Annotated in this window: 16 protein-coding genes; 4 read left to right on the top strand and 12 right to left on the bottom strand. The window is 34.4% G+C overall.

Going from position 1 to position 18,935, the window contains the following annotated elements; translation table 11 throughout:
- Positions 1-124: 124 nt before the first annotated feature.
- Positions 125-295: a 50S ribosomal protein L32 gene (rpmF, locus tag Q5N69_RS00805; protein WP_076417850.1), complete on the bottom strand. Its 171-nt coding sequence runs from the start codon at positions 293-295 to the stop codon at positions 125-127.
- A gap of 42 nt (positions 296-337) precedes the next feature.
- Complete coding sequence (gene yceD, locus Q5N69_RS00800) at positions 338-850, bottom strand: 23S rRNA accumulation protein YceD (protein WP_304366710.1); 513 nt, start codon at positions 848-850, stop codon at positions 338-340.
- A 117-nt stretch (positions 851-967) separates the two neighbouring features.
- On the opposite strand from yceD, the gene Q5N69_RS00795 reads away from it, so the two are divergent.
- Positions 968-1,570, top strand: a complete 603-nt coding sequence (locus Q5N69_RS00795) for a nucleoside triphosphate pyrophosphatase (protein WP_304366708.1) — start codon at positions 968-970, stop codon at positions 1,568-1,570.
- A 156-nt stretch (positions 1,571-1,726) separates the two neighbouring features.
- On the opposite strand, the gene rluC is transcribed toward Q5N69_RS00795, so the two are convergent.
- A complete protein-coding gene (gene rluC, locus Q5N69_RS00790) occupies positions 1,727-2,704 on the bottom strand; it encodes a 23S rRNA pseudouridine(955/2504/2580) synthase RluC (protein WP_304366704.1) in 978 nt (325 codons plus the stop codon).
- Between the two features lie 652 nt (positions 2,705-3,356).
- Here rluC and rne point away from each other — a divergent pair.
- Positions 3,357-6,458 carry a ribonuclease E gene (gene rne, locus Q5N69_RS00785; protein ID WP_304366702.1) on the top strand — a complete coding sequence of 1,034 codons (3,102 nt, stop codon included), beginning with the start codon at positions 3,357-3,359 and terminating at the stop codon, positions 6,456-6,458.
- Positions 6,459-7,154: 696 nt separating this feature from the next.
- Here rne and Q5N69_RS00780 read toward each other — a convergent pair.
- The 9 genes from Q5N69_RS00780 to Q5N69_RS00740 form a co-directional block, all read right to left on the bottom strand.
- The gene (locus Q5N69_RS00780; protein ID WP_304366700.1) at positions 7,155-8,435 is read right to left on the bottom strand and encodes a diguanylate cyclase; all 1,281 of its coding nucleotides are present in this window, start codon (positions 8,433-8,435) and stop codon (positions 7,155-7,157) included.
- A gap of 13 nt (positions 8,436-8,448) precedes the next feature.
- Positions 8,449-9,450: an ABC transporter substrate-binding protein gene (locus tag Q5N69_RS00775; protein WP_304366698.1), complete on the bottom strand. Its 1,002-nt coding sequence runs from the start codon at positions 9,448-9,450 to the stop codon at positions 8,449-8,451.
- Between the two features lie 221 nt (positions 9,451-9,671).
- Positions 9,672-9,998, bottom strand: coding sequence for a YbaB/EbfC family nucleoid-associated protein (locus Q5N69_RS00770; RefSeq protein WP_304366696.1), 327 nt, complete (start codon positions 9,996-9,998; stop codon positions 9,672-9,674).
- 84 nt (positions 9,999-10,082) lie between these two features.
- On the bottom strand, positions 10,083-12,452 hold the full coding sequence (gene dnaX / locus Q5N69_RS00765) for a DNA polymerase III subunit gamma/tau (protein WP_304366694.1): 2,370 nt from the start codon (positions 12,450-12,452) through the stop codon (positions 10,083-10,085).
- A 7-nt stretch (positions 12,453-12,459) separates the two neighbouring features.
- Positions 12,460-13,005: an adenine phosphoribosyltransferase gene (apt, locus tag Q5N69_RS00760; protein ID WP_304366692.1), complete on the bottom strand. Its 546-nt coding sequence runs from the start codon at positions 13,003-13,005 to the stop codon at positions 12,460-12,462.
- Positions 13,006-13,235: 230 nt separating this feature from the next.
- Positions 13,236-13,358: a hypothetical protein gene (locus Q5N69_RS00755; RefSeq protein WP_304366690.1), complete on the bottom strand. Its 123-nt coding sequence runs from the start codon at positions 13,356-13,358 to the stop codon at positions 13,236-13,238.
- Between the two features lie 382 nt (positions 13,359-13,740).
- A complete protein-coding gene (gene astE / locus Q5N69_RS00750) occupies positions 13,741-14,808 on the bottom strand; it encodes a succinylglutamate desuccinylase (protein ID WP_304366969.1) in 1,068 nt (355 codons plus the stop codon).
- A gap of 260 nt (positions 14,809-15,068) precedes the next feature.
- Positions 15,069-16,718 (bottom strand): phosphoglucomutase (alpha-D-glucose-1,6-bisphosphate-dependent), encoded by a 1,650-nt coding sequence (pgm, locus tag Q5N69_RS00745; protein WP_304366688.1) that lies wholly within the window; start codon positions 16,716-16,718, stop codon positions 15,069-15,071.
- A gap of 46 nt (positions 16,719-16,764) precedes the next feature.
- Positions 16,765-17,403 (bottom strand): replication initiation regulator SeqA, encoded by a 639-nt coding sequence (locus Q5N69_RS00740; protein ID WP_304366686.1) that lies wholly within the window; start codon positions 17,401-17,403, stop codon positions 16,765-16,767.
- A 450-nt stretch (positions 17,404-17,853) separates the two neighbouring features.
- Between Q5N69_RS00740 and Q5N69_RS00735 the strand changes: the two genes are divergently transcribed.
- Complete coding sequence (locus tag Q5N69_RS00735) at positions 17,854-18,615, top strand: alpha/beta fold hydrolase (protein ID WP_304366684.1); 762 nt, start codon at positions 17,854-17,856, stop codon at positions 18,613-18,615.
- Between the two features lie 95 nt (positions 18,616-18,710).
- Positions 18,711-18,932, top strand: a complete 222-nt coding sequence (locus tag Q5N69_RS00730; RefSeq protein ID WP_304366682.1) for a DUF2788 domain-containing protein — start codon at positions 18,711-18,713, stop codon at positions 18,930-18,932.
- Positions 18,933-18,935: the final 3 nt, after the last annotated feature.

Raw genomic sequence — 18,935 nt, 5'->3', positions numbered from 1 at the left:
ATTTTGTTTAGTTTAAACATTAGAGTACTCATTACTTTTTATATGGAAAAGTTAGAAACACTAGAACATTCCAAAATATCAGCTAAATATAAATAGTGATTTTTGATAACAATATAGTTTAAAACTATTTGTTAATTACTTTTACGCCTTTGTAAAAGCCATCTGCTGTTACGTGATGACGACGATGCGTTTCACCTGAAACTGGATCTACTGATAAGTTTTCAGTGGTTAAAGCATCATGTGAACGGCGCATGCCACGTCTTGAACGAGACTTCTTGCTCTTTTGAACTGCCATTACCTACTCCTAAAATTCGGTTGTTGAGTTGAATAAATTCAACTATTTAAGTTTTTTTAATACATCAAATGGATTTGGTTTTTCTAACTCTTCAGGCAATTCACCCCAAACACTATCAGCCGGAGCTAAACAGTCTTTCGGTTCATGTCTGGGAATTAATGGAATAGAGAGTAAGAACTCCTCTTCTAATAATTCAAGTAAATTAACTTCACCATTCTCATCTAATTCTATTGCGTCATAATATGACGGCAATTCAGCAATAGCATCTTGGTTTTTAACGGGACTAAAAACAAAATCTGCTTTTAACTCGTGTTCAAACGCTTCAGTGCATCGCTGACAAGTAAGTTTAACTAATGCTGAACCGACACCTGAAAGTACATTCAGTCCGCGTTCATCCAAATCAAAATTAAACTTAGCTTGAACTTGCTCACTGCTAGGTTCGCAAACAGCAAGCAATCTGTTCATTCCTGATAATTTAAACACACCTTCACACTCCAACCTGCGCTGGGAACTTTTAAATGGGTCTATCGTTATCGGGAGTTTAAGATTCTTCATAAGGCGCGCATAATAATGCCCTGAGGCTGATGTGTCAAAAGAAAATTACAATAATTGCTTTAAAAAGTAAATATTGCCTCTATATTAACAATAACTTAATTATTTAGAGAAAAGCTAATGGCTTCTAGAACAATAGTATTAGGCTCAACATCTCCTTTTCGAAAGGCATTATTAGAGAAATTGAATATTCCTTTCGAGTGTGCAAAACCTAATATAGATGAAACAGCGCATGAAGGTGAAACACCTATAAAGCTTGTTGAAAGATTAGCGATAGAAAAAGCACAAGCAATCACAAGTTTCTCTAATGCACTTATTATAGGGTCTGATCAGGTTGCTTTATGTGAAGGAGAAATTCTAGGTAAACCTCATAACTTTGAGAATGCTGTAAAACAACTAACTAAGTTTAGTGGTAAAGCAGTTACCTTTTATACTGGCCTGTGTGTTTTAGATTCTAGTACAAATAAAGTCACGTCATTAGTTGAACCTTTTACTGTTCATTTTAATGTATTAACGCAAAATGAAATTATCAGCTATATAAAAGCAGAAGAGCCATACAACTGTGCAGGAAGTTTTAAAAGTGAAGGTTTAGGTATTTGTTTATTTAAAAATTTAGAAGGTGAAGATCCGAACTCACTTATCGGTTTGCCTTTAATCAAACTAATCAGCTTACTTAAGCAGCATGATTTTGATGTTTTAAAAGAACAGCCAACTAATGGATAGTTATCCCCTTCTCTATTAAAACAATGAATAAAAGCAGAAATGCCATTTATCTTTAACTGATAAATGGCTTTGTATATTCAACAACAAGTCTAATTTTGTAATAAGCTAACTAAAGGATAAAGTTTTAATTTACAAAAAAATTATCCCGAGTTCTGGTTAATTACCTCTAGCTTTAACCAGCTTGTTTAAAGCTTTTTGTAGTTCACCGTCTAATGGTGCTTCTATTTTTATACGTTCGTTACTTAACGGATGTGTAAACTCTATACTTGCAGCATGTAAAAATAAGCGTTTTAAGCCAATAGATTTCATTTCTTCATCAAAGGCTTCATTACCATATTTAGCATCACACGCAATTGCATGACCTTTTACTTGGCAATGTACACGTATTTGATGTGTTCTACCTGTTACAGGAAAAGCTCTAACTAAAGTGGCATTTTGATATTGCTGTAATATCTTAAAACGTGTTTCTGATTCTTTACCATTAATGTTATCTACAATAACAACTCGTTCACCAGATTTTAAATCGTTCTTTCTTAAACCTTCAGTTACTTTTGTTACTTTTGCAGACCATTGGCCTTTCACTAAAGCATGATAAAACTTTTGAACTGTTTTATTACGCAACTGCTCATGAAGATTTCTTAAAGCTGAACGTTTTTTAGCAATAACTAAGCAACCTGAAGTATCTCTATCAAGACGATGCACAAGTTCTAACATTCTTGCATCAGGTCTAAGTGCTCTCATGGCTTCAATTAACCCAAAGCTTAAACCACTACCACCATGAACAGCCATGCCTGAAGGTTTATTAATAACGATTAAACGCTCATCTTCAAACAATATTTGTTTTTCTAAATTAGCAACAATGTTTAACTGTGTAGAAACTGTATCAGTCTTTTCAGCTAATCTGATGGGAGCTATACGTAAAATATCTTCATCAACTAATTTATATTCAGGCTTAATACGTTTTTTATTCGCGCGAATTTCGCCTTTACGTAATAATCTATAGATATGACTTTTAGGAACACCTTTCAGTGTTTTAACTAAAAAATTATCAACTCGTTGACCAGCATCTTCGCTGTCAATCGTGATGAACCTAACTTTAGGTTTATCATTTTCATTCGTATTATTGTCTTTCAATCGATTTATTTACTATTATTTTCTTTCAATAAGCCAAGTTTATCACAATTCATTTGATAATTAAGCGAATTAAGTGAGGTATTTAATTGCTAAACCTAACAATATAGTGGGATAATAAAGAGGATAGAATTTTAAATAAAGACTATCCTAATAAATGGAAGTTCTGAGCGAAACGTAAGAGATAAAATGCGGCTACTTTATTATGCGTCATTCTAGATGGATGAAACGACATAATAAATGAATGGCCTTTTGTAACATTTAACACATCTAACAAATGTAACCAGTTAAAGAGACTACATAAACATTCTATCCAGCGCAAAAGAACCATTGTAACAATATTTAGTAAAAGAACATTTTCAGGTATAGATAAAAGACAACACAACGATAAGCACTATCGTGTCCACTACACCATCGCTAAAAGCCTTTACTAAAATTTACACAGCACTCATGCTGAAGAACATAAAGAAATATATTCACTATGACCAATTGTCATAGTTAGATTAATACAATCAGATTTTATAACAGCTTACTACGCAATATGGCGTAATAAGATTGACAGCCGAGAGGTTGACGAATTGCTGTTTTACTTTACCAAGATTGCTTTGTGTACTAAGCAAATTGATTGCTGTGACTAAAAAAGAGTCACACAACTATGAAACGTATGTTAATTAACGCTACCCAATCTGAAGAATTGCGCGTAGCACTTGTTGATGGTCAACAACTATATGATTTAGATATAGAAAGTCCTGGTCATGAACAAAAAAAATCAAATATCTACAAAGCTAAGATCACTCGTATTGAGCCATCTTTAGAAGCTGCTTTCGTTGACTACGGCGCTGACCGCCACGGTTTCCTTCCAATGAAAGAAATTGCCCGTGAATACTTTCCAAAAGGTTATTCTTTCCAAGGCAGACCAAACATCAAAGAAGTACTCCACGAAGGACAAGAAGTTATTGTTCAAATTGATAAAGAAGAGCGCGGCCAAAAAGGCGCAGCCCTTACTACTTTTATCAGTTTAGCGGGTAGTTACTTAGTATTAATGCCTAATAATCCTCGAGCTGGTGGTATATCTCGCAGAATCGAAGGCGAAGAAAGAACTGATTTAAAAACATCGCTAAGCAAGCTTAATCTTCCTAAAGGTATGGGGCTTATTGTTCGTACCGCTGGTGTTGGCAAAGCTTATGATGAACTAGAATGGGATTTAAGTGTTCTTCTTCATCACTGGAAAGCGATTGAAGATGCCTCAGCAAACCGTCCTGCTCCTTTCTTAATTCATCAAGAAACTGACGTTATTAAAAGAGCGATCAGAGACTATTTAAGAAGAGATATTGGTGAAATATTAATAGATCGCCCTAAAACTTACGAAAGTGTTAAAAAGCATATTGAAGTTGTTCGTCCTGACTTCACAAGCAAAGTTAAACTTTACACTAACGATGTACCATTATTTACTCATTACCAAATAGAATCTCAAATAGAATCAGCTTTCCAACGTGAAGTACGTTTACCGTCTGGTGGTTCAATTGTTATAGATCCTACAGAAGCAATGACTTCAATTGATATCAACTCTGCTAGAGCTACAAAAGGTGGAGATATTGAAGAAACAGCTTTCAATACAAACTTAGAAGCAGCAGAAGAAATTGCTCGTCAATTAAGGCTTCGTGACTTAGGTGGACTTGTTGTTATCGATTTCATCGATATGACACCTGTGCGCCATCAACGTGAAGTTGAAAATAGAATGCGCGATGCAGTAAGACCTGACAGAGCTCGTATTCAATTAGGTCGTATTTCTCGCTTTGGTTTACTTGAAATGTCTCGTCAGCGTTTACGTCCATCAATTGGCGAAACAAGCCAAGGTGTATGTCCGCGTTGTAATGGTACTGGTCATGTACGTGGTGTTGAATCTTTAGCTCTTTCTATTTTACGTTTAATGGAAGAAGAAGCGATTAAAGATAACACTTTACATGTACAAGCACATGTTCCGGTTCCTGTTGCTACTTACCTACTAAATGAAAAACGTCGCTCTGTAATGCATATTGAAAAGCATCACAGTGTTCACGTTTTGATTATTCCTAACCCTCATATGGATACACCTCAATATGAAGTTGTTAGAATAAAAGAAGATGAAACAATTACAGAAGCAAGCTACGAATTACCAATTAAGCAAGCGGTAGTTGAAGAAGCTGTTATGCCTAAGTTTAATGCTGATGCAGCTAAACGTGATGAGCCAGCTCTTCAAGGAATGACATCGCCGAAGCAAAATGCTCCTGTACAAGCAAAAGCACCTGCAACAATTGTAGAACAAAAGCCTACAACTAAATCAAGTGGCGGATTCTTTGCTTGGTTAAAAGGATTATTTGTTAGTGAAGAGGTTCAAGAACCTGTTAAGGCTCCAGCACCAAAACCTGAAAACCGTCGCCCTCAAAAGTCGCGCAACGCAAACAAACGTAATCCTAGAAATGATAAGCGTAACGATAAAAGAACCAATACTCCTAAAACGGAAGTTGAATCTAAAGACGTTAAAACAGCTAAACCAGCTCGTAAGCCTAATCATAATAAAGACAACAAGCCTAAAGAAGAGAAAGTAGCTGAACGCAGACAACGTCGTAACAATCGCAAAAAAGTGAGAGTTAACGACCAACGAAATGCACCTAAAGCTACTGAAACTACAAAAGCAAATGAGGTAGCAAAACCACAAGCGACTCCAGCTGCTGAAAATGTTGTTTTAGATACTACTGCTACAACTGCATCGGTAGATGAGAATGCAACGGTAGCAAATGCTGAAAAAGGTAATGCCGAAGAACGTCCAAGAAACAGACGTACTCCTAGACACTTACGTACTCATGGTCAACGTAAACGACGTCCAAATAATGAGACTGAAGTAAAAGAAGGTGACGTTACAGCGGAACCATCATCTGAAGTTCAACAGAACTTGCCATTTGATGAAACTCCACAAACTCCTTCAGTAACAGTACAAACAACTCCTGTTAAAGAAAAAGTTGCAACAAATAATAATGTAGTTGCAGAGCAACCTAGCCCAGCACCAAAAGAAGTTAAAGCTGAATCAACAGATACGGTAAAAGCTCCTGAAGTTGTTAAAGCTCCAGTTGAACCAGTTGTTGAGGCTGTTGTAGCTGAAGAAAAGGCAGTTGCAAGTCCTAAATCTGAAGCTCCTGTTGTAACGGTTGATGAAACTAAAGTTGAAGTTGAACCAGTTGTTGAAACTGTAATGACTGAAGCAACAGCAGTTAATGAAGCTAAAGTAGAAGCTGTAAATGTTGAAAGCAAACCTGCTGAAGAAGTAGAAGTTAAAGCTGAACCAGCAATTCAAGCCGAAACAGAAGTTAAAACAGCTCCTGTAGTTGAAAGTAAACCAGAACCTGTTGAAGTTGCGAAAGGAGAGGAAGTTACTGACACTCAAACAACTGAAGTTGTGACTGAAGAAGTAGAAAATGCTGCTTCTGTAAAAGCTGATACACAAACTGAAATTGCAACCCCAGAGAAAGTTGAAGCTCCAGTAAAACCTAAGGCAGTAAGAAAAGCTAAAATGCCAAAAGGTACAAAAGCAGCTGCTAGTGTTAAGCAAGGTAAAGCATCATCACCTATGACCAAACCTGTTGCTACAGCGATTGTTGGTAATATTCCAACAGCAGCATTAACTAATGAAGAAAGACCTAAGCATGTAGCTTCTGGCCGTTCAGCAATGGTATCTAGTGTTATTAACAAGAGTTCTGCAGGCCCAACTAAACCTCAGTAATACTTTGATATATAACAATAGCTTTTAGATTCTATTGTTAATTAAAAAACCAGCTTAATCGCTGGTTTTTTTATACCTGATGTTTGACAGTTAAAGTAATATACTTCGATATAAATAACTATAAGGTAACTATTATCTAGTATTAACCCGTTTAAACATCTCTAATTGATTGAAATGACTAATAGCTTATTCAATCAATGCTCTAGTTTGAAGGTTTTACTACTTTAGTTCGTAAAATAAACGAGGGGAACTGCACGTTAATAGCGCATTTATTACAAGAAAATTTATATCATCGTGCTAAAGTAACAAAGTATCCTTAATTAAAGTGTGCATAGATTATTACTTGATTATAAAGACGACCAGCTATAAAGCCGAACACCACCCTGTAAATTCATTTGTACATCATCTTTTAAAGAAACCTAGCTTCATAAAGTTTTTGGGATAATTTATGACTTATAGATAATATAAATAAAAACTTTATGAACGGTAATTCCAAATCGACTTTAAAGAGTTTTACCTGATTTTGTAAGCTTCAAATCAATACACAAGTATTTTAACTTCAGGTTAATAAATAATTTTTTAGTAATATAAATGAGGTAAATTGAAGGGTAAATATTCATACACGATACGTTGTATAAGAAGCCCAACGAATGCAAAAATTAATGTAATAATAAAATAGTATTAGATAGTGTGAACTCAGGTTAGATTTTTCAAGCTAACCTCAATTCTATTACGACCATTCTCTTTAGCTACGTACATAGCTTTATCTGCTTTATTAATAAGTTGTTCAAAAGTTTCACTTTCATCCGTTAACATTGAAATCCCCATACTTAACGTCACTTTCAATGGTTCACCCTCAAATATTAGACAATTATCCATTAAAGAATTCTGGATACGTTTAGCAATTTCTATTCCACCATCAATATTACAATTAGGTAGAATAATAATAAATTCTTCACCGCCGTAGCGACCTAAAAAATCGATAGAGCGTATTTCTTGATTACATATTTTACAAATATGTTTTAATACCTCATCGCCTACTTGATGTCCGTACTCGTCATTAACATTTTTAAAGTAATCACAATCAATTAAAATAAGTGACAAGTTATTATGAATTCGATCTGCACGAGATAACTCTAAATCCCCTCTTTCAAAAAGGGCTCGGCGGTTTGCTACTTTAGTAAGAGGATCAGTATTAGATAACTGCTCTAAAACACGAGTTCGGTCTTCAACAATATTTTTCATCATAGCGAGTGAAACCATGGTTTCACTCAACTTGTAATTCATTAAGTTAAAAGCGGTAACAATACTAGCGAATTCATCTGAGTGATTTGAAAGTTCTATTTTCTGGAAGTTACCACTATGATTATTTTCAAAAGCACTTTTTACTTCATTTAGAGATATTTTAAATACTCTAGTTAATCTAGCTGAACCGTATAATAAAATCAAAATACTCACTGCAAGAATAATGAAAATAAATAATGCTTGCTGCTTAATTACGTTATAAATATCTTTTTGAACAATATTAGAAAGCTGAACAGAATCAGCTCTTATCACTTCTAATTGAGTCATTAACCTAGTTTTTAAGTGTTTTTTTATCGATTCATTGGCATCTTTTAATTTATTTTCATTAATCTTATTAAATAATTGTTTAGCACTTTGACTTTGGCTATTAATACTATTTTGAATTATTTGTTGTTGCGGTGTTAATGCTGGAGCCGATTGAAGTAAATTCATTAATTTACTTTGTAATTTAAGCCAGTTACTTCCATCATAATCACTCGCATATATATTATCTGTAATAATAAGTTGCTTTAAAATGTTTGCATAGTTAGCAACTTCTTGTGTGTAATTTTCACGACTAAAAGCGAGTTCAACTTTTTGAGATGACCATAAAATACTCCCAACTATTACAATAAATAATATGCAACAGGTAAATATAAAGAAGTAGATCCGTTGTGTAAGGCTTACTTTCATATTTCTAACCTTCTCATAGCGGAATATTTACAGCACCAGGATCAACTTGAACCATAGCTCTACTATCAAGAAAATCATTAATATTTGGCATTTCATTATGCTCACTCATTTTCATATCAATAGCCCATGATGCCTGAGACTTAATGTTGAATATTAATGATTGATTTAATCCAAGTTTAAAAATATAGTCTTCCCAGACCCAATCAATAAATGATGGGTCTAAATTAAGTTCATCAATAACAATTTTTTTGGACTTTTCAGGGTTTGATGCAATATAAGCAATGGCAACATTTAGCCCTTGAATGATACAAGTAGCCTTTTCTACCAATAAATCATCTGCTTTTTTTGAAATCAAATTAAAGGTCAATGTATTTACATTTTTAGTTTCTTGAACATCAACTTTATCTTTTAATTGATTAACAGCATTAAAAGCAAAGGGCTCCCAAGGTACGATTGCATCAACTTCATGGTTAGTTAAACCATTGATAAGCTCAGCTGGTTTATAATCATAAAGTTCAACATCATCAATACTTAGGCCTTCTATCGCTAATAAAGTACTTAAGAAATATTCACTAGCACTACCTTTAGTAACACCAATTTTTTTTCCTTTAAGTTCGGGTACTGATTTTAGGTTGTCATCGTGATGAGTTAATAGCTTTACGTCATTATCTGATTGTACAAACATCGCATGAGTAACAAAGCTCTCTTTAGCTAAACTCTTAAAGGCAATAACAGAGTCTGAACTCGTGCCAAATTCAGCTTCTTCATTCATAACCTTATCAAAAGCGACTAAACCTCCAATAACCTCATCATATTCAACTCTCACACATGTGTTTTCAAAAGCGTTAATAGATTTTGCGATATAAAAAGGTGTAGATAAAGGTGATTTAGATACAGCTATAGATACTGAATATATTTCCTTTTCTTCAGAAGACAAAGGCTTTAAATACACAAAAACACCAATAATAATGATGATTGTGAAAGAAAATATAAATAAAGAAAGTATTCTATGCAAAGCAAGCAACTTGAAAATGGATCATCCCTCTATTATAGACGCTATTTATTTATTCAGCTATTTCCAAAGCTATAAAATTTAAGGATAATAGTTAAAATCAAACGATTGTCGCTCACAATAGAAGTGGAGTTAAGAAAGTGATATGAATTTGACTAGATAACTAGAGCTATTAATAAAAAAGCCGACTGTATGTCGGCTTTTAAAAGTATGAAAAGTGTAAACTAAAACGGCATTTTCATCCCTGGAGGTAATTGCATACCACCAGTTAATGAACCCATTTTTTCTTTGTTTTGTTCTTCTACGCGACGCACAGCATCGTTGAATGAAGCTGCAATTAAATCTTCAAGCATTTCTTTATCGTCGTCCATTAAACTATCGTCAATTTCAACACGACGAATGTTATGGCTACCCGTCATGGTTACTTTAACCATACCTGCGCCAGACTCACCTGTTACTTCCATTTGAGCTAATTCTTCTTGAGCTTTAGCCATTTTTGCTTGCATTTGTTGGGCTTGTTTCATCAAGTTGCCCATACCGCCTTTCATCATTCATAATCTCCAAAAGTATTTGTCGCCAACCATAATTGTTAACAACCAAAAATTCAAGTAATACGCTATATCTCTTAAGTTTAATTATAGCGCTTGTATTGTGTTTTCATCTAACTCGGCTTGAAAGTTTTCTTGTAAGCCTTTAACGATTTCATCTTCTTTAAGTAGATTTACCGCATATTGATAGCGTTTATCATTGATGTCTACTTGTATTTTATATGGGTCAGCTTTCGTTTCTTCAACTAAATTTATTTCTACAGTGACAGGTTTTGATAAATAATTCGAAATACTTTGTTGTAACTGTTCCACAGCCGCATCTGTTTTGAGGTGCTTAGTAGATTGATCAAGCGACAGAATTAAATGATTATCTGTAGATTCTTCAGAAATAGTCGCATGAATTGCAATTTGCCTGATCCTCGCACTTAATGCCATCGAATCAATCATGTTTGCCCACTTATCTACTTGATTAGCCGACTTGATTTTAGCCGGATCAATAAGCTCTTCACGATAAGGCTCGTCGATAACCATTTCAATTGGCTCAACAACTTGTTCAGGTTCTTTTTCTATTTTTGTTGAATTTACTGCAGCGTCAGTTATTTGTATTTGACGCCCTGCGACGTCATTTGGCTTTTTTACCTGCTGTTCCATTTGTTTTTTTCTGCTACGTAACATATTACGCGTAGCTATTGCCGACTCTATAGGACTAGAATACGTAACTGTTTCTTCTTGAGTTACCGTCGGTTGAGTAATGGGTTGCTCTGTTGGATGTTGATGTTGAAAATTATTTGTTGAAACATCGTGGGGCTGTTCTGGATAAACCTGTGATGAACTAACTTGCTCATTTGAAACACTTAAGTCAACTTCAGAGTGTTGCTTGTATTCTGGCTCTACATTGTTTTCGCTACGCGCCACTTGAACTGATTGCTGCGGTTGAGCAAATTCAGTAACCTCTGAGCTTTGGCTCTGGGACGTTTCCACATCTACAGCTTGTTGTGTATTGTCTACATCAGGTATCTGTTGTTCATTCTGTTGTGGAGTTGTATGTATTGGTTGTTGCTGTATATGTTGCGCAGCTACTTGTTCAATACTTTCCATTTCAGCAGACAGTTGAGAGTGCATGTCTTCTTCTGTGCTTATGGTGTTCTGGTTATTTTCTTGATATTCAAGGTGTTCTCGACTTTCTCCTACCACATCTTCAGTAGTACTTTGCGAACTACTTTTAATAGCATGAAGTGCTGGAGTTTCTCTCTCAATAATTGGATCTTTTTCCATCGAGTCGGTTAAAGACTTAGTGTCGAAATCTTCAATTGCTGTTGAATCATCAGAACTTGAGACAGAAGTGTCTACTTTTGGTAATTCACTTGCATTGATAACAGGCTTAAAAGCTAACAACCTTAATAAAACCATATCAAAAGCAGCTTGCTCATCAGAAGCGTAAGGTAAATCTTTACGACCGTTTAATACAATTTGATAATACAACTGCACATCTTCTGGCGACATTGCTTTGGCGAACTTTTTGAGCAAAACCTCATGTTCAGGCGGTAAATCAAAATGTCTATCAACAATTTGTACCATAGCAACTTGATGCAACAACTGGATAAGTTCAGCTAATAAGCGACTATAGCTTGGAGAATAACTCGCAATATTTAACGATAATTCCATCAACTGCTTTGAATCTTGTTTTATTAAGCTGATAAGGATTTTATATACCCAGCTTTGGTCAACACCACCCAACATTTTTTGTACGTTTGATAGTGTTATCTCACCAGCGCCTTGAGCGATAGACTGATCAGTTAAGCTCAATGAATCACGCATACTACCGCGAGCAGCTTTCGCTAATAAAGTCACAGAGCCTTTGTCGGCTTTCACATTTTCAGCCGCTAAAATCAAATTAAGTTGTTGCTCTATTTGACTAACAGTTAAAGCTTTTAAATGAAATTGTAAGCAGCGTGATAATACTGTTACAGGTAATTTTTGAGGATCAGTTGTCGCTAGGATAAATTTAACGTGTTCAGGTGGTTCTTCTAGCGTTTTAAGTAAGGCATTAAAACTACTTCGCGATAACATGTGTACTTCATCTATCAAGTAAACTTTATAACGACCACTGGTTGGTGCGTATTGCACGTTATCAAGAATTTCGCGGGTATCATCAACTTTCGTTTTAGACGCCGCATCTATTTCAATTAGATCAACAAATCGACCTAAATCAATATCTAAACAGGTATCACATTTTCCACAAGGTTCAGAGGTAATACCGACCTGGCAGTTCAAGCTTTTAGCAAAAATACGAGCAATAGTGGTTTTACCTACACCACGAGTACCTGTAAACAGATAAGCATGATGTAAACGTTCTTGCTCAAGGGCATTAACAAGAACCGTTACTACATGTTCTTGTCCCATTAATTCTTTGAAATTTTTTGGACGCCATTTTCTTGCTAAAACTTGATAACTCATTAAAAGCCTATTTACCTTCGTATTGGATCAATGAATAAACATTGAGGTTTAAACTTGCTAGCTTCTCTTCACCGCCTAATTCAGGTAAAGAAATAACAAACCCTGCATGAGAAGCATCAGCACCTATCTTCCGAATAAGTTTAGTTGTTGCTTCAATGGTACCACCTGTTGCTAATAAATCATCGATAATCAGTACTTTATCTTCAGGATTTAATGCATCTTGGTGGATTTCTAATGTATCTTCACCATATTCTAATTGATAGTTCTGAGCGAAAGTAGGTCTTGGAAGCTTGCCTGGTTTTCTCACAGGAACAAAGCCTAAACCAAGAGCTAATGCTAAAGGAGCTCCAAATAAAAAGCCTCTTGCTTCGGTACCAACAACTTTAGTAAACCCCTGCCCTTGATACTTTTCAACAAGTAGCTGAATGGTTAATGCAAATGCTTCGGCATCATCTAATACGCCAGTTACATCTCTAAATAAAATCCCTTCAATTGGGTAATCAGGAACGGTATGAATAGCTTGTTTAAGTGTTTCTGTTTGTTGTGGTGTCATTAGCAAAAATAAGTAATAAATAGTTACCCGAAGAATAAATCAATTTGACTCTTTTTTACAGTGATACAGCAAGGGAATATGAATTAAGTTGAAAACAAAAATACTTAGGGGCGATAAGGCTTTATATATTAAACAGAAGGTGTAGCTTTTAACTGTGTGAAAATAATACTAGGAAAGATTGAGCCTATTATACAGAATTATATTAACCGCTGAAAATAGGCTTAAAATCATTAAGATAACATTGTAAACCAGCCCATTAGCATAGGTAATAATGGCATAGCTAATGTAACAACAATTGCTGTAAGTAAATGACCAAAGTGAGACGACTCTTTGAAATTAGTATCTTCAGACATACTAGAACTCTCTTAATTAAATTAGGGCGCATATTCTAACCCAGCCTGAAACTTTAATGTAGTAAAAATTGATCCAAATCAATATTTTATTAGATGTATGAGTGAATAAATATTAGGGGCTGTTGAAAATATGTTTTGATGGCTGTCAAAGATTTTATTGAAGTGTTTTATATAGATATTGTTCAAATAACAGAAAGAAATCTCGTTATTGTCAGTTGTCAGTTGTCATTAAGCTGTAATATTCTTATTTTATTATTCTCACACTTAATTACGTAATGTTCGGACATTAAGTATCCCCCTATATTTAGCAGATATTATTGCTTGAACTCCACACTAATATTGGTGTGGAGTTTTTCTTTTTAAATAGCGTTAATAAAATGCTCTATTCAATATGCGTCGGCGTAACAGTTAATAAAGCCCTTTGACCAATACTGACATCCGCATTAGGAAAAATAATCGCTTCACCCTCTTTTTTAGTTTTAACTTCTTTATCGCCATCAAATACTAAAATGCTATCGATCGGGAAAGATGTAAAATTTTCAACATCGTCAGCAAAATTCAATCTAAAATCCTCTGCTTCACGATTAATGGTTTGGTAAATTTCAAATATTTCAAAATCTTCAGCAATGTATTCACCTAAGCTTAAATCATTACCAGAAATCAAATTGAGTAATGTTGCTTTAATTGCAGCGAAATCTTCCATATTGTTTTCACCAAATGGCTTTACTTTACCCAGTTCAATGGTAAATGCATCGGCTTCAAATTCATTAACAGAGAAATAGCTAAACGTTGTGGTCGGTGAATGTGAAAGTAAAATAGTAGTAATACCACACTGTTTTAAAAACAATAATTGCTCTTTCTTTCTTGGTTTGCCATGTTGAAATGGATATACAGCAAACTTGTCATTTTTAGAGCCTCGAATGGCTGTGTGAAGATCGTAGTGACAACGATCTCGTTGTGCTGATATTTTTTCACCTTGTTGGTAAAAATCTCGTACAGCGTCTTCCAATGTTTTTGCTCTAGCTCTTTCTTTATTGATTAACGTTGAGCCATCAGGTAATAGTTCTGAATGTGCGCCTGAAAATAATCGGTTTAAATTTTCTTCAACAAAGCGTTTACCAATATTAATAGATGCTGGATTACCAAATAAAAATAATACGCGTTGTTTAAGTGCTATTTTGCCCTTAATTAATTGCGTTATTAAATCATTACAAATTTCGATAGGCGCTGTTTCATTACCATGTACTGCACTAGATAAAACAATATCTTGTGTTGTTTTACAATCAGGTTCAAAGATTATAATACCTGTATCTAAGACAGTTACTTTAATAACAATATCTAATGCAGTGACATCAAATGAAAATGGTTCAGCTAGCGACCACTCGTTTGCACAAGATAGCTTAAGAAAATCAGCTGTTGTAAGTAATTCTGTTTTATTTTGATTCGATATATTTTCCACAAAACCTTCTTTTTTAAATAACTAATAAAGTTATTCTACGTTAAATATTGGCCAAATAAAAAGGCGCTATAAAAGCGCCTTCAGTAAGGTTTTGTATAAATATTCATGCCTTTAAGCTTGATTAATTTTACGCTTAATCAAGAAGCTCTTTTTTACACAGACTAAAAGCTTATGCAGAAAAACCTCTGTTTAACTTGCTGAATAGTTATTCAATTAAAGCCTTATTAATTATTTTGAATAATATTCTTTAGCTATACAACACCAGCATCAGTGAATGCTGCACTGACAATAACTTGTGCTTCAGAAAATATAAGTTGTAAATGTTCATCACTAATAAAACTTTCAGCATAGATTTTGTAAATATCTTCAGTACCAGAAGGACGAGCTGCAAACCAGCCATTCTTAGTTGTAACTTTAATACCACCAATTGCGGCATTGTTACCTGAAGCATGAGAAAGAATATGTTCAATCTCTTCACCAGCTAAAGTTGTTGTTTTAATCGCATCAGAAGTAAGTGCTGTTAATACAGCTTTTTGTTGAAGACTAGCAACAGCTTCTACACGACCATAAAAAGGTTTACCCAATTTAGCAGCAATAGCTTCAAATCGTTGATGTGGATCTTGACCTGTAACAGCCAACATTTCGGCAGCAAGTAAAGCCATAATGAAGCCATCTTTATCCGTTGTCCAACAAGAGCCGTCTCTTGCTAAGAAAGAAGCACCTGCACTTTCTTCACCACCAAAGGCGTAACTACTGTCGTGTAAACCATCAACAAACCATTTAAAGCCCACGGGTACTTCAGATAATGGACGATTAATCATTTCGGCAACGCGGTCAATTAATGAACTAGAAACTAATGTTTTACCAATTTTACAACTTTCAGGCCAGTTACGGTGTGTCATCAAATATTCAATTGAAACAGCAAGATAATGATTAGGATTCATCAAGCCACCAGTCTTGGTAACAATACCGTGGCGATCAAAGTCAGGATCGTTACCTACAGCAAGGTCAAACTTATCTTTCATCGCAATTAAGCCAGCCATAGCATAAGGCGAAGAACAATCCATACGGATTTTGCCGTCTTTATCTAATGGCATAAAAGCAAAACTTGCATCAACCACTGGATTAACAATTTCTAATTTAATACCATATTTTTTAGCAATAACAGGCCAGTAATGAATACCCGAACCACCTAAAGGATCAACACCAATAGTAACGCCTGATTTAGCGATTGCCTCCATATCAATAACTTGATCTAGTTGGCTAACATAATTTTCGATAAAGTCTTGTTTAGAAAGTAACGGAGAGGCTAATGCTTGTTTAAAAGATAGTTTTTTCACATCTTTTAATTGTTCTAAAATAATATCGTTAGCACGTTGTTCAATAAGTTTAGTTACATCACCTTCAGCTGGTCCACCATGTGGCGGATTATATTTGATACCGCCATCAGTTGGGGGATTATGCGATGGTGTAATAATTAAGCCATCAGCTTGATCAGAATTAACTTTATTATGACTAATGATTAAACGTGAAATAACTGGTGTTGGCGTAAAACCGTCGTCATCTTGAATAACAACAGGCACATTGTTTCCAATAAGTACCTCAATAGCCGTAGCAAAAGCAGGCTCAGATAACGCATGTGTATCTTTACCTAAAAACAATGGTCCTTTATAACCTTGCTTAGTTCTATATTCTGCAACAGCCTGACAAATAGCAACAATATGTAATTCGTTAAAACTTAATAAACTTGCATTACCGCGGTGTCCTGAGGTACCAAATGTAACCTTTTGTTCAACAATATTTACATCGGGTATTTGTAAAAAATAATCACTTACTAATCGGCCAATGTTAATACGGTCTTCTGGCCTAACTGGCTTTCCTGCATGATGATGAACTGACATAACGTCTCCCTTGATAAAATAAGTAAATTAGTTTTTTAGTTAGTTATTACAATAATTCTCGAATATCTTCAGAGTCGCTTTCACTGTAACCTAAAGCTAGAGCAACTTTTGTTAAAATCATTTTCTTACGTGTTGTATTTGAATTAGTAACTACCCAATATGGACTTTCAGGTATTTGGAAAGGTTTTGTGCTACTTCCACTTTCAGTTAATTCGTTTAAATTATCTGAAAAATATAAACGGTCTCTACCTCGAATTTCAGAGACAACAGAAAAACGATTAGAATGAACACGATATAAAGCGCCAAGAATAAGTAAGAATCGACCTACCGCACCTCTTTGCATTGCTAATTCTTCTTTGTTTAAATAATCAAAAACAGAGCCATTATCTTCTTCAACATAAGTATCCACAGCCACTGATGTTGTTTTATTTGAACCTTCAAAACTAGGCGATTCAATTACTTTACTTGATTCAGAACGACTATCAATCTCGTTAACATCATCAAGGTTTATTGATTCTATTTGAGTATTAGATACATTTTCGTTATTTGATGATTCAGAACTGAATTGTTCTTTAGTGTTGTTTAATAAGAGTCTACGCAATATAGACGTTGCACTTTCGCCGATAAACTGAGTTTGTGAAGCGATGTATTGATAAAGGTCTTCTTCTATTTCTATATTTTTCATTAATTACCTTGAACCTTGGATATTAAAATACTGCGTACGCATCAAGATTATACTTATCTTCTTTATAAGTCTCCACAAGGATTTCAGCTATGAGGGAAGTTTAATCAAAATAATGGCAAAATTTTCTTTATAAAATATCGAGGCTTATAAAAATAATCGACTCGAGTATCAGATATATGATGTACATCAATAAAGATATACATGACTCAGATTAAAATAACAAGCAAGTACATTGGGTCTTGTAAACTTTCAAGGCGGCTTTGAGAGCTTCTTTTGAGCTATATAGATAACACAGAATATTAGACGTTAATGAGTTACTTAAAAAAATAGCAACTCACCTTATAGATTTTACATTTGATAAAAAGATTAATTTTAATATTGTACAAGTAAGTCTTTATAGATTTGATATAATACTTGGCTTACTCATTAATCTATTAAAAAGCGACTTACATGGCACTACTTAATTACACTCAACAAGGCTCAGGACCACACGTTATTCTTATACATGGATTATTTGGCAGTTTAGAAAACCTGAATATGGTTGCGAAAAAACTCCGTGAAAATTATACCGTAACAAGTGTAGATGTAAGAAACCATGGAAGCTCATTTCATGAAAACTCAATGAGTTATGAAGAGCTCGCTAAAGATATTATTAATGTAATGGAACATTTATCTATTGAAAAAGCTAACTTCTTAGGTCATTCAATGGGTGGAAAAATAGCTATGTATTGTGCACTAGCTTTTCCTGAAAAGGTTGAGAAGTTGATAGTTGCAGACATAGCACCTGTAGAATATCCACCTCACCATAATCAAATAATTGAAGGTTTAAAGTCGATTGATTTAACCTTAGCGAAAAATAGAAAAGACGCAGACCTACAGTTATCAGAGTATGTTAAAGAGATCGGCGTTCGCCAATTTTTATTAAGAAACATATCAACCGTTGATGATAAACTTGTTTTCAAATGTAACGTAGAATTTATAAGTAACTGCTATAAACAAATTATGGTTGGTTTTAGTAATATGCCTAGCTTTTCTGGTGAAACTCTTTTTATAAAAGGCGGTCAATCAGATTATATTTTGGCTGAGCATAGAGAGAAAATCGTCGCATTATTTGCAAATAGTAAAGCTAAAGTTATACAAGATGCTGGACACTGGCTACACGCAGAGAAAACAGTCATGTTTAATAAAATTGTAGAAAAGTTTTTAGCATAAATAGAGTAAATAATTGTTACTAATTTAATAGCAAAACATTTGGGCTTAAATAGTTCGCTATGCTATTATATTGCCTGAAATTTTTAGGGTAAACTATGTTAGCTGAACATTTAGAATTAATTGAAACGATAGCACTTAACCTTGCATACTTATTTATATTTGGTTTTATTGGCTTAACTATTCATGATGTGATGAAGAACAATGATGTTCCTAAAAAAGGGAAATACGTTGTTTATTTTGTTTTATTTTTAGGATGCGCAGGTTTTATTGCCAAAGGTGTTATTCAATTTGTATTTGAAAGCCAAGGTTTAGGTTAATAG

The sequence above is a fragment of the Pseudocolwellia sp. AS88 genome (assembly GCF_030551755.1).
Classification (GTDB): domain Bacteria; phylum Pseudomonadota; class Gammaproteobacteria; order Enterobacterales; family Alteromonadaceae; genus Pseudocolwellia.
Note: the sequence above shows the minus strand (reverse complement) of the source record. Positions and strands in the feature narration are given on the sequence as shown.